We start from the raw sequence: 16,639 nt of genomic DNA on the forward strand, positions 1-16,639 counted from the left end.
GATGATGATCAGGCAGATTTTCTGCTGTGGTTGATCAATGCCGATTCATAAACCGAAGCAATAACATCATCGGCAGAAAATGTACCCAGGAAGTCAAAATCAATATGGCTGTATACAATCTGTTTGGATGGGTCGACAATGTAAGTAGCCAATAGCGGCGCATTTACGTCGATACCTGAAAACCTGTTCCAAACCGGATCTTCGTCAGAGAATACCCTGAATGCCTGTGCCAGTTCCTTTTGCTCGTCGTAATAAAAATTAAGGGTAAAACTGTGCTCCCAGGCTCTTTTTTCCAATTCCTCGGTGCGTTCATCGCTGATGATCAACAGATTTCCGCCGCTGGCCTTTATTTCATTATGGATATTGTTAAGCTGTTTAAGCAAGGTAAAACCATGATCGCGCCAGTGATGTGAGTAAAAAGCAATTACCAGTGGTTTATTTAAAAGATGTCTTAATGAAACAGGGCCGTGCACTTCGGCACCGTTAAAAAACTGTTGCCAGCGGTTGTAAGTACTATAGAATTTTAGATCTGGTATATAATTGCCGGCTTTAACAGGCTTCAAAGGCTGGTATGGCTTAAACGGAAGATCAGCATCGGCAACGATCTCTGACAGGTCAAAAAATGGATATTTGGTATTATTATTTGTAGTTAACATTTTTTTATAGCGTAAGATTAAACGAATTGAATTTGATTGATACGGTAATAGTTGAGCGTCAACAACTGCACAATCCGTAAACTACAGGGTAGTCAGCTAATAGCCGGGCAACTGCGGGCTTGTTTAATTGATTTACCAGGTAAGCGTTCATAAAATGTATGTTAAATAATGAGATCAGTAAAATATGATATTAGGCGGGAGAGGCAGAAACTGTTGCTCAACAACAGCAACACATGACCATTGTGCCATCGGCACGATGCAAAACGAAGTGTGTATTTAATATGAATTTACTGCCCGACATGATTTTGAATGTTCTGAAGTTCAAATATACTATAATATCTATATATTTAGTATACATTTTTATAAATTATTTTTTCTCCTTTTGTTTTCTATCTTTCACACAAATAATTCCCTATGCTAAACAGACCATTAAAACAATATATTCTACTTATAATCACCGGTATTTCTATTCTGTTTAGCTGTAAACAAAATCCCAAACACAGGATATCAAAAGCTGATTCCATAAAAAAGAAGATCGTAAAAGAATGGAATAAAACCATCCCCGGAAGCTTTAGCGATCAAACCCAGTCTGTTTTTGATAGTACACAAATAAATATTTTCCTGAAAAAGTACCCCGCCTTTGCCCCCTATGCTAAGGATATTAACCTGTTTTATAACAAGCGCAAGTTTGCTTATGCCTGGTATGAAAAAGGTATATTAATAGAACAAGCTGGCAACCTTGTTGATAGATTAAACAATTTACAAAACGAGGGTGTATATAAGGCCATCCCCTACCCAAAGTCATTGGATTCGCTGGTATTTGACGCGCACCCAAAAACAACCAAGGTTAAGGCTAAAATAAATATCACCACCGAGCTGATGCTTACCGCGCAATATTTCGTCTTTTCGAAACTGGCTTTTCAAGGCATGAGCGATTCGGTTACCCGCGCTGTAAACTGGTATCTGCCACGTAAAAAAGTATCCTATAACGATTACCTGGATAGTTTGCTAAAAAAACGGGGTAAACCAGGCGAAACTTTATCTGAACCTGTTTATCGCCAATATGACCTGCTGAAAAACTTCCTGGCCAAATATCGCCACTTGGATACTACAGATAAATGGCAACCCATAGTTATCGAAAAAAAGTTAAAACCCGGCGACTCCAGCGCTGTAATAGCCCAGATCAAAAAGCGACTTTACAAGCTGGAAGATTTTAGCGGAGATACGACAAGCAATGTTTACAATGATGAATTGAAAGACGCCTTTAAGCAGTTTCAGCTGAGGCATGGCCTTACTGCGGATGGCATTGCAGGCGCTGGTACTATAGCCGAATTAAACGTTCCTTTGAAAACCCGGATACGGCAGATCATCGTAAATATGGAGCGCTGCAGATGGTTGCCAGTAAGCCTGAATACAGATTATCTGGCTGTGAATATACCCGAGTTCAAACTTCATGTTTATCATGCCGACAGTTTATTATGGAGCTGCAACGTGGTTGTAGGTCAAAAAGTACATCAAACCGTGATATTTTATGGAGAGATGCAGTATATTGTTTTTAGTCCGTACTGGAACCTGCCCGAAAGTATTATCCGGAATGAGGTACTGCCCGAGATAAAAAGAAACCCTAACTACGTTAACGAGCACAATATGATCATCACCGGGAAAGAAAATGGCTTACCGGTGATTAAACAAAAGCCGGGCCCTGCAAACTCTCTGGGTTTGGTTAAATTTCTTTTCCCAAATAGTTACAGCATTTACTTGCATGATACACCTTCCAAATCGCTATTTGGCGAATCATCAAGGGCTTTCAGCCACGGCTGTATTCGTGTTGGCGAACCAGCCAAATTGGCTTCATTTTTATTAAAATACGATACCACCTGGACTTCCAGTCGCATCAACAAGGCCATGCACCTGGGTAAGGAGCAACAGATAACACTTAAACATAAAACACCCGTATTTATAGCCTATTTTACTGCTTTTACCGATCGTAATAACAAGCTTAATTTCCGTAAGGATATATACAACCGTGATGAACAGCTGGCATCAATGGTCTTATCCGGCACAGGTAGTTATTAAACACTACAGGCCTGTTTTCTATATCGCAAATAGATCTTTTTATTTGTCATTTTGACAATAAAATTTGCCGTTATATCATTTGAAGGTTTATAATATTGATAAATTAAAAAAACAAAATATTTTTCTTGGGTTTGTAGGCAATACTTAAAATTTAATTGTCCCTTATTAAATCACTTTATACGCCCGATGCAATCCCGGGCGATTAAGTGTGCATTTAACACCAACATTAATTAAAAAACCCGAAAAAATAGGCCTATGTAAAAAACGCTTACTAACCCTACACAAAGCACAATTACCCGGCGGGAAATTGCTGCCCGACACCATGATTTTTGAATGTTTATAAATGCAGGTACTGCAATAGTACCTTGTTATTAACTCCCTTTAAATTCAGTAAAATATGAAATTTTTCAAACACCCCATGGGTGTACATAGGCCGTGGATATCAAAATCTTTGCCCTTATGTAAGTTAGCCCTTGCTGGTATAGTTCTCATAAATACGCAAACAGCGGCACACGCAACACCTAAATTAACCCACAATTTAAATTTTAATATCAGCAACAATATCGCAAAGATCAGCGGTAAAGTAGTTGATGATAAAGGACAGCCACTGATTGGTGTAAGTATCAGAATAAAAGGCTCAAATGCAGGCGCGCAAACAGACGCAAATGGTAATTTTAGCATTGAAGGCGATAGCAAGACTGTATTGGTAGTTAGCTATATTGGTTTTACCACCCAGGAAATAGCAGTAGGCAACAGAACTTCATTAACTATCACGCTGATAGCAAACACCAACCTCAATGAGGTAGTGGTTACTGCTTTGGGCATAAAAAAAGAACAGAAAAAATTAGGATATGCCCTTACGACAGTAAAGGGAGACCTTCTTGATAAAGCGAAGGAAACAAACGTAGCGTATTCCTTAGAAGGCCGGGTAGCTGGTTTAAGTATTAGTGGTACCAGTGGTGGCGCAGGTTCATCAGCCCGTATATTATTACGCGGGGTTACCAGTACCAGCTCTACTCAGGGTCCTCTATTTGTTATTAATGGCGTTCCAATGGACAACACCCAAAGAGGCCAATCGGGCGAGTGGGGCGGTGCAGATTATGGTGATGGTATTGCCAACATTAACCCCGATGATATTGAAACTATGACGGTATTGAAAGGTCAATCAGCATCTGCGCTTTATGGTACCCGCGCAACAGGTGGCGTTATTTTGATTACCACCAAATCGGGTAAGAAAAATTCAGGTTTTGGCGTAGAATACAACACCAATTACCAGATGGATAAAATTTATGACAATACCGATTTCCAAACCCAATACGGACAAGGTGAGTTGGGTGTTAAACCAGCCAATCTTGCCGCAGCTTTAAGTACAGGTAGCCTGGCATGGGGACCTAAACTTGATGGTTCACAGGTAATTCAGATCGATGGTAAAACTCATCCATATTCAAAAACCAGCGACGATTATACCAAATTTTACAAAACCGGAAACACTTTTACCAATACTGTAGCTTTAACAGGTGGTAATGAAACCGGTGCTTTCCGCTTGTCGTTGTCAGACATGAACAATCACGCTATTACACCAAACAGCGGGCTTAACAGGAAAACCTTTAACTTCAACGGTTCACAAACCGTAATGAAAAATCTGGACATTAATCTGGTTGCCAATTACATATTGGATAACGAGAAAAACCGCTCTGGTTTAAGTGATGGACCAGGAAACCCCAACAACGTACAGTTTTTGGCACCCAACCAGGCCCAAAGCACTTTAGCGCCGGGAACAAAAGCCGATGGTTCTGAACAATCATTTACCAATGATATATATGTAACCAATCCTTATTTTGCAGCTTATAATTTTATAACCAACTCAAACAGGGAGCGCTTAATATCTTCGATATCGGCCAAATATAGCTTAACTCCCTGGGCATATGTGCAAGGCCGTATAGGTTATGATCAGATCCATGACAAGCGTTTTAGGGTAGAGCCAACCGGAACAGCATATGTGAGCGGCAGCAATGGTAATTTAAAAACACAACAAACACAAACAACCGAATTTAACGCGGATGTATTATTAAGCGCCAAGCACGATTTGATTAAGGATTTCCTTAACCTTGACATGTCTGTGGGTGGCAATATTCGTAAAAGTAATTATGACGGTACTTATATCAATGCCAACAACCTTATCCTTCCTTACTTCTATGACCTTTCAAACGGCGCGCAAAGACTCGCTGGAAATATTGGCTCTGATTCTGGTACTTTAGATGATGACCCTAAAAGACAGCAGGTGAACTCAGCCTATTATACTGCTGATTTTGCCGTGAAAAACTTTTTGGTTTTAAGTACATCCGGACGCTATGATTATTATAGCAGTATATCAAAAGCTTTAGGTCCTGGTCTTTTCACACCTTCTGTTTCTGCAAGTTTTATATTCTCTGATCTTACGCATATCAATGGTCTTGATTTTGGAAAGCTGCGGGTTTCATACGCAAAAACAAGTAATCCAGCGGTTCCATTTACAAACCAGGTTTACTATAGCGTGGCTAATTCAATTAATGGTGTTCCTGCGGCTACCTTTTCTTCTCAATTACCCAATGTTAATCTAAAACCATTTACTTTAACCGAGTTTGAAATTGGTACCGAGTTAAAGTTTTTGAATGATCGTTTAGGATTGGATGTAGCTTATTTTGACAGAAAAACTAAAAATGAGATCGTTAGCGGTACTCTTGATTGGTCAACCGGATACACTAACTATTATATTCCATCAGCATCTGTTGGCAATAAAGGTATAGAAGTTGAAATACATGGCACACCTGTAAAAACAAGTACATTTACCTGGTCGCCTTCTTTTAACTTTACTTATATTAAAAACAAAGTATTAGAAACCGATCTTGCAGGTGCAAATTTAGGCTTAGGCACTTATCGTCCGTTAAATGCAACTACCGCTTTTGTTAAAGGTCTTCCGGGCCCGCAAATTATGGCTAATGATTACAAACGTGACGGCAGTGGCAATATTATATTTGATGCTACAGGTAATGCCGAAACTACTGCACGCATACCTATGGGAAGCGTTGTACCTAAATTTTACGGTGGCTTTAATAACGATTTTACCTATAAAAACTTTAACCTGGGTTTCCTGGTTGACTATCGTTTTGGCAACAAGGTATTATCGGCAACTAATTATTACAGCATTTTCCGCGGTTTAAACAAAATGACTCTTGAAGGCCGTGAAACAGGCGTGGTTGGTGTTGGTGTAACCGAAAGTGGTGCAAAAAACACAGTTAATGTACCTGCCGAAACATATTATCAAACGCTGGCACGCAACGTTTCTGCCTTAAATGTTTTGGATGGCAGCTTTATTAAACTGCGCCAGGTTTCGTTTGGTTACAGTATCCCCAAAAATATTTTAGGCAACAGTCCTTTCAACTCTATCACCGTTTCATTAGTTGGTAGAAATCTTTGGACAATCATGAAACACACAGACAACATTGACCCTGAATCAAATTTTGCGCCAGGCATCAATTATGCCGGTATTGAAGGTACAAGCGTACCTCCTGTCAGGACATATGGGTTAAATGTGAACTTTAAATTTAAAAAATAACAGAGATGAAAAAACAACTGATATATAGTTGCCTGCTTATGGGTGCCACCTTTATAGCGGGTTGTACTAAAAATTTCGACCAGATCAATACAGATCCTACTAAAGTAGCCCCAACTTTGGTTACTGCACCATTTTTGATGTCACAAGCTCAAATTAAATTCTCAAACTCCGGATATGATCAATTACTTTTTCAAAGTATGTGGGTGCAATCATTAGCATCTACTTATGATTACTACGGAAATGGCGATAAATATATTTATGCTGGCAGTGGACGCGATTATTTCTCAAGAACGTGGAATACCAGCTATGGTTCATCTACTTTAATTGATGAAATGAAGAATGTTATTAAGGGTAATGCGGCTCTTTCTAACCTTGACAATTGCGGAACCATCCTGCGGATGATGATATTGCAACGCATCACTGATGCTTATGGCGATGTGCCATTTTCGCAGGAGGGACAAGCCAAAGAAGGTATAGTTACACCTGTTTTTGATACTCAGCAAAGCATTTATACCTCGATGCTTGATCAATTGGATAAAGCAACAACAGCTCTTGATGCATCAAAAGCCGGGCCCACTTCTGATCTTTTTTATGGAGGCGATGTTTCCAAATGGAAAAAATTGGGCTATTCGCTAATGCTAAGGGCAGCTATGCGTTTAACTAAAGTTGACGCGGTAACCGCTCAGAAATATGCAGAAATGGCATACAAGGGCGGAGCCATGGCATCTATTGATGATAATGCAAAAGTAAAAGCCGACAATACAAACGGAAATGCTAACAGCGACGCCAATGCATTACTGGTTACAGATGATTTCAGGGAAGTACGATGGTCAAAAACCCTGATAGATTATATGAAACTAACCGCCGATCCACGCATTAGCGCTATTGCCGAAATATCAACCGGCACTGGAAAAAAAGCTAATGAAACCCAGATAGTTGGTATCAATACAGCAAGCCTACAGGTAGGTATGCCGAATGGTTATGACCTAAAAGGTGGTGCTACTGACATCTCAAACGCTCCAGGCTATCCAGGCACAAGCCCTGCTAATCCGGCGGTTACAGGTGATGCCGCTGCTCCTGATGGTAAATATTCCCGCCCTCAGTTTGCAGTATATGATGATCGCAACCGCTATAATTTTCTGATGACTTACGGCGAAAGTGAGCTTTTATTTGCCGAAGCGGCTACAAGAGGTTGGAATACAGGTACTGCTGCCACACACTATGCAAATGCTCTTACTGCTGATATGGCAACCTTAGCTCAGTTTGGTACAACATCTGTACCCGCAGCAAGCATTACGACCTATGTAGCAGCTCATCCTTTGGTTGCGGCTACAGCTTTACAACAGATCAATATGGAGTATTTCGTTACAACATCAACAACATTTAACTTCAACGAAACCTGGTCAAACTGGAGACGGTCAGGATATCCTGCTCTAACAGCAGTTTCTTATCCCAACCAATTTGCTACCACTATTCCGAGAAGGATTCCTTATCCACTTGGATTACCATCAACAAATGCTGCTAATTATGCAGCGGCTGTTGCCAGGCTTACTGGAGGTGATACCTTCACAGCCAAGGTATGGTGGGATAAATAGCATACTTTTTTTCTAAGCAAACAGGGAGACATTATTTGTCTCCCTGTTTGCTTTATACGCTTTATAAACCTTATTTTTAGAACAGCAGTGTGCCTAACCGATTTGTGTTTTAAATAAACCTATTATGTCTGTTTTTAAATTATTCACTCCTAAAGGCGGCATCAGACCTTTCATGATAATTATCGCAGTGCTATGTTTTACCTGCACTCACTTGCATGCACAGCAAACACTTTTTAAACTGCTACCTCCTGAGCAAACAAGCATAACTTTTAAAAACGATCTTATAGAGGATGAACATCTGAATGTATTATCATACGAATATTTATACAATGGTGGCGGAGTGGCTGTAGGTGACATCAATAACGATGGGCTCGAAGATATCTTCTTCACCAGTAATCTTGGCCCTAATAAGCTTTACCTTAACCTGGGCAATTTAAAATTTAAAGATATAACCAAAGAAGCCGGTACCGGACTGGCCGGTCGTACAGGTAATTGGAAAACAGGCGTTACCATGGCCGATGTAAATGGCGATGGTCTTTTAGATATTTACGTATGCTACTCGGGCCTTGGCGATAACAGCAAACGCCGCAATCAATTATTCATTAATAAAGGCAATAATAAATTTATAGATCAGGCCAAAGAATATGGCCTGGACGATCCTGGTTATAGTACTCAGGCCGCATTTTTTGATTATAACAATGATGGCAAGTTGGACATGTTTCTGCTTAATCATAATGTAAAAAAGATAAGCAATCTGGAATTTGCTCAAAACAAAAAAGAAACCGACGAACTGGCCAGCAATAAACTTTTTGAAAACCAGGGAGGACATTTTATTGACGTTTCAAAAAAAGCTGGTATTATACAAAACCCACTTACTTTTGGCTTAGGCGTTGCCATTGCTGATATCAATAAAGATGGTTTTCAGGATATTTACGTAACCAATGATTATAACGAACCCGATTACATGTATATCAATAACGGGGATGGAACTTTTACTGATAAAAGCAAACAAAGTTTAAGGCATCTTTCGCAGTTTTCAATGGGGGTGGATATTGCCGACATAAATAATGACGGTTTGCCGGATATCATGACCCTTGATATGCTGCCACCAGACAATCGTCGTCAAAAACTTTTGCAGCTGCAGGAAAATTACGAATCATTTGAATTAATGCTACAGCAGGATCTGTATAAGCAATACATGCGTAACATGTTGCAGCTTAACAATGGTGATGGTACTTTTAGTGAGATCGGTCAGCTGGCGGGTGTTTCTAATACCGATTGGAGCTGGTGTCCACTTATGGCCGACTTTGACAATGATGGGTATAAAGACATCTTCATATCCAACGGTTATTTCAGGGATTATACCAACAAGGATTTTTTACGGTACTGGGGCGATTATAAGCTTAAGAAAGCCATGGACAAAGAACCATACCTGTTAATGGACCTGGTAAAAGCTATGCCATCCACTGCCCTCTCGAATTATGTTTTTCAAAACAATCACGACCTTACTTTCACCGAAAAGAAACAGGATTGGGGTATCAATAAACCAGGCATATCAAGCGGAGCAGTTTATGCCGATCTGGATAATGATGGTGACCTTGACCTGGTTACCAACAACATCAACAGTGAAGCATCCATCTATCAAAACATGACGATGGAAACTTCTAAAAAAAGTTATCTGGCCGTCAACTTAAAACAAGACGGCCCAAATGTAAACGCCATAGGCGCTAAGGTATTTGTATACAACAACAAACAGGTACAATACCAGGAGGTTAACCCGAATAGAGGTTACCTATCCTGCGTATCTACCGTTCTCAACTTTGGTCTTGGCGATCAAAGTAAAATTGATTCTATACGGATAATATGGCCCGATCAAACTTCACAATTATTGACTGATGTGAAGGCTAATCAGCGTTTAAATGTTGCCTATAAAGCAGGCTTAGTAGTTTATAAACCAGCAGTCAGGGGAAGTAAAAGTATCCTAACGCAAACCAAACCCATTATTGACTATAAACATACCGAAACTACTATAAACGATTTTAAGCGTCAATTGCTGATGCTCTTTATGAGCTCCAAAACAGGGCCGGTTATAGCCAAGGCCGATGTAAACAAAGATGGTCTCGAAGATCTATTTATTGGTGGCGACCAAAATACCCCGGGTAAAATATATATTCAAAAGCCAGGCGGTACATTTAATACAAGTGAAGTGTCAGATCTGAACCATAAAAATACCTCCGCGGCCGTATTTTTTGACGCCAACGGCGACGGTTTACCGGATTTGTATGTGGCTAAGGGAGGATATTCATTAGTAGAGCCCAACACTCCCGACTTACAGGATAAGCTATATTTTAATGACGGCAAGGGGAATTTCACTTTATCAACCACCTCTCTGCCACAACTAAATACCGGTAGTAAATCATGTATACGCCCCTGCGATTATAACAACGATGGTAAAATAGATCTTTTTGTAGGCGCTAATGTTATTCCCGGCCAGTACCCTGTAACGCCCAAAAGCTACCTGTTAACTAATGCAGGTGAGGGTCGTTTTGTTACAACCGACGTACCATTTGCAGCTTGTGGTATGGTAAAAGACGCCCAATGGGTTGACTTAAATAATGATGGCCGTAAAGACCTGGTTATTTGTGGTGAATTTATGCCTATCCTGGTTTATATCAATACTACAAACGGCTTTGTAGATGAAACCGCCAAATACTTTGATCACCAGGAAAATGGCTTTTGGAATACTTTGACTATTACCGATATAGATGGTGATGGCAAAGCAGACATTATAGCGGGCAACCTGGGTACCAATACGCAAATACATGCCTCAATTACCGAGCCTGCCGAAATGTATTATGCCGATTTTGATGGCAATGGCTCTATCGACCCGTTCTTTAATTTTTATATCCAGGGAGTGAGCTATCCATTTGTAAGCCGCGATGAGTTGAACGATCAGATATACCCCATGCGTAAAAAATTCAACTCCTACAAAGCTTACTGTGATGCTACAATGAAGGATATTTTTAGTCCGGATGATTTGGCTAAGGCTACGAAACTTATCGTTAACGACGTGCAAACCAGCTGTTTTTTAAACAGGAATGGCAAATTCGTAAAAGCGCAACTACCGATTGAAGCCCGGTTTTCGATGGTAACCCAAATAATCACCGCCGACTTTAACCATGATGGCAAACCAGATCTTCTGCTGTTAGGCAATCATTCCGACAACCGCTTAAAACTAGGGAGCTTTGATGCCAATTATGGCTGCCTCTTAACCGGAGATGGTAAAGGTGGTTTCAAATATGAAACACAGCTATCATCTGGACTTTCGGTTACCGGAGATGTAAAATCAGCGGTAGAAACAAAAATAAACGGCTCAAAATATATTTTGATAGGCATATCTGGCCAGCCATTACAATTTTATAAGGAAAACTAATGATCAAAAATATATTCATCTTTTTGCTGGTATTGTGCAGTGCAATTCCGAGCTATGCTCAAAAGAATAAAAAATTGTTACCCGATTATTTACAGCTGGATAATACGGTCAAGGCGATATCGGCAGTAATGATACATGATGTGGTGAATCCACCGGCAGCTGCCCGTTATTATAACTACGTGATGTTGGGCGCTTACAACCTTACGGCTTTAAATAACAAAGAGATAGTGCCGCTTGCCGATTTTATAAAAAGCTATAAGGATGATAACCAACTGAGCATTGAAAAAGATAAATACAATTATCAAATTGCCGCGATATACTGCATGCTTGAAACAGGTAAACAGATGCTTCCATCTGGCTTTATGCTGCAGGATGCTGAGGATAAATATGTTGCTTTGCTAAAAGATAATAAAATAGGTGATGATATCATCAAGCAATCTATTGCTGCGGCCACAGAAATGACTGCCAAAGTGATCAAGTACTCCAAAGGTGATAATTACAATAAACTAAGCGGCAGGTTAAGATATACCCCTATAAAGGGCGGTAAAAATTGGTATCCTACTCCCCCAACCTATATGGAGGCTGTGGAGCCGAACTGGAAAACGATAAGACCGATGCTTATCGACTCATCCAATGAATTTGTACCGGTACGGCCAACGCCATTCAGTACCGATAGCACGAGTGAATTTTATAAGCAGGCTTATGATGTTTATAAGGTTTCCAAAAATCCCCCGATGGAGCAGGTGACTATCGCCAATTTTTGGGATTGTAACCCATTCGCGGTTACCACATCTGGTCACATGATGATCGGTTTTAAGAAGATCAGTCCGGGAGGGCATTGGATGAACATCGCCGGTATTGTATGTAAAAAAGCTAATTTAAGCTTTGATCGTTCGGTAACTGTACTCACACTTGAAGCTGTAACCCTCATGGATGCCTTTATTAGCTGCTGGGACGAGAAATACCGCAGTAACGGGATCCGCCCGGAAACTTATATCAACAAGTATATCGACATTACCTGGACGCCTTATTTGCAAACCCCGCCATTCCCCGAATATCCAAGCGGGCATGCGGTACTTTCCAATGCATCCGCAGGGGTTTTAACGTACCTGTTGGGCGATAAATTTGGTTATACCGATGATTCGGAAGTGCCATACGGCGTTGGCCCGCGCAGTTTCAAATCTTTCTATGAAGCAGCCGAAGAAGCTTCCATATCCCGTTTTTACGGAGGCATCCACTTTAAGGATGCTATCGTTTTTGGCAACAAACAAGGCCGGTTGGTGGCAGCTAAGGTTATAGAAAAAATAAAAGCTGCAAAAATCACCAGGCAAAATTGATTCGTATGAAAATAAGAGCATTTATTTTAACCGGGCTTTTTGTTTTAACCGCTCTTATTTGCCTCAATTCATTTACTGCCAAAAGATATTTGCCGGCTAACGACGAAGGCAAAATGCTTTTCGACAGATATTGTACCAACTGCCATATGGCCCCCGATCCGGCGAGTTTAACTAAGAGGATTTGGCAAAACCACGTATTGCCTGTTATGGCAAGCCGCATGGGTATCATCTACCCTAATTATGATCCATTAAGGGGCTTAAGCGAAGAGGAACGGGAGATCGTAAAAAAGGCGCGCATCATTCCAGACGAACCTATTTTAACTAATGAAGAATATAGCAAAATTATAAATTATATACTCATTAATGCCCCCGATAGTATATCGTTAGATGAAAAAAGGCTGACACGTAACAGTCCACTACAACAATTTCTACGTGAGGATGTGCCAATAGCAGAAACTACACCATCATTAATAACAGGCCTGGAATATAATTCTATTACCAATACCCTTTGGATAGGTGATTTTTATAAAAAGGTGTATAACTGGCAATATGGTAAAGGCGTAACCAAAATTTTTAATAGTAACACCCCCGTAGTTGATTTTAATTTTTATAAAGGCGATACGTATTTCACGGAGATAGGCAAACTATTTCCTACGGAGCTCAGCACGGGATCTTATTCGCAATTGAAGGATAGTGAACGCACACCATTAATTACGGCCTTACATCGGCCCGTTCACGCTGAAATCGAGGATTTGGATAATGATGGCATACCCGAGATTGTGGTTTGCAACTTCGGCAACAAGATTGGTTCTCTGTCGCTGTTTAAAAAGAATAGATCCGGACAATACTCTGAAGATGTATTAATGCCCCAGGCCGGAGCTATCAAATGTTACATTAAGGATATGGATGGCGATGGAAAAAAAGACATTGTTGCTCTATTTTCGCAAGGGGACGAAAGCGTGTGGATCTTTTATCAGAAGGATAAACTCAAATTTAAAGCAAAGCGGGTTTTACGTTTTCCGCCCAATTATGGTACAACAGATATGGTTTTGGTTGATTATAATCACGACGGGCTTACAGATATTGTAACTGTACATGGCGATAATGCCGATTACTCTAATATTCTGAAAGCCTATCACGGTATCCGTCTTAACATCAACCAGGGAAACAATATATTTCAGGAGAAATTCTTTTACCCGATTTATGGTGTTACCAAAGTAGTAGCCGAGGATTTTGATAAAGACGGGGATATTGATTTTGCGGCCACAGCTTTCTTCCCTGAATTTGGGAAACTGGTTGATGAATCATTTGTATACCTGGATAATACAGACCAGGGGAAATTTACCTTTAAATCATATACGCAGAAGAGTGAAGTCCCAATAAAAACACTGACGCTTGAAGCTGCAGATGTCGATAGCGATGGTGATCTGGATATTATCACAGGTAACTTTGCTCAAAGCCCCGGCCCCGCTCCTGCCGATCTTGACCAGAAATGGAAATCGGCTAAATATGGTTTGAGTATTTTTTATAATCAGCTTTATAAAAGCAAAAAATAAAATTTTGTCATTCTGAGCATAGCGAAGAACCTATCGCGTGGTTAATAGATCCTTCACTACGTTCAGGATGACAAACTATTGGGGTTTATTTCAATACCGATACCGCTTTATTAGCATCACCTACTCCCCAGACTGTTCCTGGTTTGTTGCCCATGGTAATTACCAATTCACCTCCGTTGATGATGTCTTTGTATGCAAAATAGGTTTTGTTGTAAACCTTGCCATTTAGCAGCATCGCATTAATGTATTTATTTTGCGGGCCGTTGTTTTTTACCACGATATGGAAAGTTTTATTGCCTTGCAATTTTAAAGTAGCTTCGTTAATAACGGGACTACCGAAAACATACAGTCCGTTTGCCGGATTGGCCGAATAAAATCCAAGCGCCGATAATACATACCAGGCCGACATCTGACCAACATCTTCGTTACCAATAATACCATCTGGTTTATCGGTATAAAAATCATCAAGGATATACCTTACTTTTTCGGCAGTTTTCCAGGGCTGGCCAGAATAATCATAAAAATAACTCATCGGATGGCTTGGCTCATTACCATGGGCATACTGACCGATCAGACCAGATACATCCGGCGATTTAAATTTACCCATATCACCCTTTGCGATAAATAGCGAGTCGAGTTTGGTGTTGAATTTTGCTTCGCCGCCTAACAGGTTTATCAAACCCTCCACATCCTGAGGTACCAGGAAAGTATACTGCCAGCCATTGCCCTCTGTAAAATCGCCATGCTCATGTATAGAAATGAATGGGCTATAAGGTGTGCGCCATGAGTTTTCTGACAAACGGCCACGCATAAATCCAACTTTAGGATCATAATAATTTTTATAATACTGACCGCGCTTGCTGAAATAATCATAATCGGCTTGTTTGCCTAATTTTTTGGCAACCTGTGCAATACACCAATCATCGATAGCATATTCCATACCCATCGATACGGATTCTGCAGTACTATCAGCAGGAATATAACCCAGGCTTTTTACAAACTTAATACCACGGGTATCCTGCATGGCGGTTGTTTTCATAGCCTCATAAGCCAGGTTAGCGTCAAAACCTTTGTAACCTTTTAACAAAGCATCGGCCACAACAGGCACCGCACTGTAACCTACCATACAATTGGTTTCGTTGGCCATTAAATGCCATACTGGTAAGCTACCCTGCTGCTGGTAAATAGCCAGCATAGAGTTGATCATGTCATTGGTATGCTCCGGATGAATAATGGTCGATAGCGGATTATTAGCCCGGTAAGTATCCCACAAAGAGAAGGTAGTTACGTTATTGAAGCCCTGATTCTTATGCACTTTTTTATCTGTTCCCCAATACTCCCCGTTCACATCGTTAAATATAGATGGAGCTATCATGGTGTGATAAAAAGCTGTATAGAACTTTTTAAGTTGTGATAATGAATCGGCTTTAATAGTGATCTTTTGAAGTTGATTATTCCAGGCTTTATCAGCATCGGCAACTACCTTATTAAAATCCCAGCCTGGTATCTCCGTTTTGATGTTCAGCATCGCATTTTCGGAACTTACCGGTGATATACCTACTTTGGCATAAACTACCTCGCCTTTGGTTGTAGCAAAACTGATCACGCCTTTAGTCTTCTCGCTTTTTAACTCTGTTCCAGAAGCAAGTGTCGTATTGTCATAAACCTCGAATTTGCTGATGGGTTTAGAGAATATCGCGGTAAAGTATATACGCTGATCAACCGCCCAACCTTTTGAAAAACGGTAACCAACAATGGTATTTTTATCAACCTGTTTGATGTAGGTTTCCATTGATTTGTCCCAGCCGATACCTTCCTTCAGATCGATCACTATATGAGCATCTTTTGCAGCTGGGAAAGTATATTTGTGCATACCAACTCTTGTACTTGCGGTAAGCTCTACACCTATACTATAACGTTTTAGCTTAACTTTATAATAACCAGGTTTTACAACCTCGTCCTGATGACTGAATAGTGATGTATATCCGCTTTGCAGATCTTTTATTGTGCCTTTGGTTACTTTAACAGGTCCGGTAGTTGGCATAAAGGAAATATCGCCCAGATCGCCTATACCGGTACCACTCAAATGCGTATGCTGAAAACCGATGATAGTTGAATCGGATATATGATATCCCGAGCACCAGTCCCAGCCTTCGGAAATATTGGTTGGCCCCAATTGAACCGCGCCAAAAGGTACGCTGGCACCTACAAAAACGTGACCGTGAAACCCCGTACCAATGTAAGGGTCGACATATTGAGTTAAACTACCTTGCTTTGCCGCATCCGGTTTATGCGCCTGGCCAAACGAATTTGAACAAAATAATGCCAGTAACCCGGCTAAACAGATCTGTTTTTTCATTGAATGATTTGATATAGAAATAGTATTGGGTT

General features: G+C 40.4%; 8 protein-coding genes. 6 read left to right on the forward strand and 2 right to left on the reverse strand.

What is annotated here, in order from left to right; all coding sequences use genetic code 11:
* Positions 1 to 8: 8 nt before the first annotated feature.
* Positions 9 to 656, reverse strand: coding sequence for a redoxin domain-containing protein (locus FHW89_RS03515; RefSeq protein ID WP_172333607.1), 648 nt, complete (start codon positions 654 to 656; stop codon positions 9 to 11).
* Between the two features lie 414 nt (positions 657 to 1,070).
* Between FHW89_RS03515 and FHW89_RS03520 the strand changes: the two genes are divergently transcribed.
* The 6 genes from FHW89_RS03520 (at position 1,071) to FHW89_RS03545 (ending at position 14,248) form a co-directional block, all read left to right on the forward strand.
* Entirely contained in the window at positions 1,071 to 2,732 is a 1,662-nt protein-coding gene (locus FHW89_RS03520) for a murein L,D-transpeptidase (protein ID WP_172333608.1), read from the forward strand.
* A gap of 397 nt (positions 2,733 to 3,129) precedes the next feature.
* Complete coding sequence (locus tag FHW89_RS03525; protein WP_216650457.1) at positions 3,130 to 6,327, forward strand: SusC/RagA family TonB-linked outer membrane protein; 3,198 nt, start codon at positions 3,130 to 3,132, stop codon at positions 6,325 to 6,327.
* Between the two features lie 5 nt (positions 6,328 to 6,332).
* Positions 6,333 to 7,922, forward strand: coding sequence for a SusD/RagB family nutrient-binding outer membrane lipoprotein (locus FHW89_RS03530; RefSeq protein ID WP_172333609.1), 1,590 nt, complete (start codon positions 6,333 to 6,335; stop codon positions 7,920 to 7,922).
* Positions 7,923 to 8,046: 124 nt separating this feature from the next.
* Positions 8,047 to 11,355, forward strand: a complete 3,309-nt coding sequence (locus FHW89_RS03535; protein WP_216650458.1) for a VCBS repeat-containing protein — start codon at positions 8,047 to 8,049, stop codon at positions 11,353 to 11,355.
* Positions 11,355 to 12,692 (forward strand): vanadium-dependent haloperoxidase, encoded by a 1,338-nt coding sequence (locus FHW89_RS03540; protein ID WP_172333610.1) that lies wholly within the window; start codon positions 11,355 to 11,357, stop codon positions 12,690 to 12,692. Before FHW89_RS03535 ends, FHW89_RS03540 begins: the two co-directional genes overlap by 1 nt.
* Positions 12,693 to 12,697: 5 nt before the next feature.
* On the forward strand, positions 12,698 to 14,248 hold the full coding sequence (locus tag FHW89_RS03545) for a VCBS repeat-containing protein (RefSeq protein ID WP_172333611.1): 1,551 nt from the start codon (positions 12,698 to 12,700) through the stop codon (positions 14,246 to 14,248).
* Positions 14,249 to 14,333: 85 nt separating this feature from the next.
* Here the strand turns inward: FHW89_RS03545 and FHW89_RS03550 are convergent, their stop codons facing one another.
* Complete coding sequence (locus FHW89_RS03550; protein ID WP_172333612.1) at positions 14,334 to 16,607, reverse strand: GH92 family glycosyl hydrolase; 2,274 nt, start codon at positions 16,605 to 16,607, stop codon at positions 14,334 to 14,336.
* Positions 16,608 to 16,639 lie beyond the last annotated feature (32 nt).

The organism is Mucilaginibacter sp. SG564, assembly GCF_013149275.1.
Taxonomy (GTDB): Bacteria; Bacteroidota; Bacteroidia; order Sphingobacteriales; family Sphingobacteriaceae; genus Mucilaginibacter.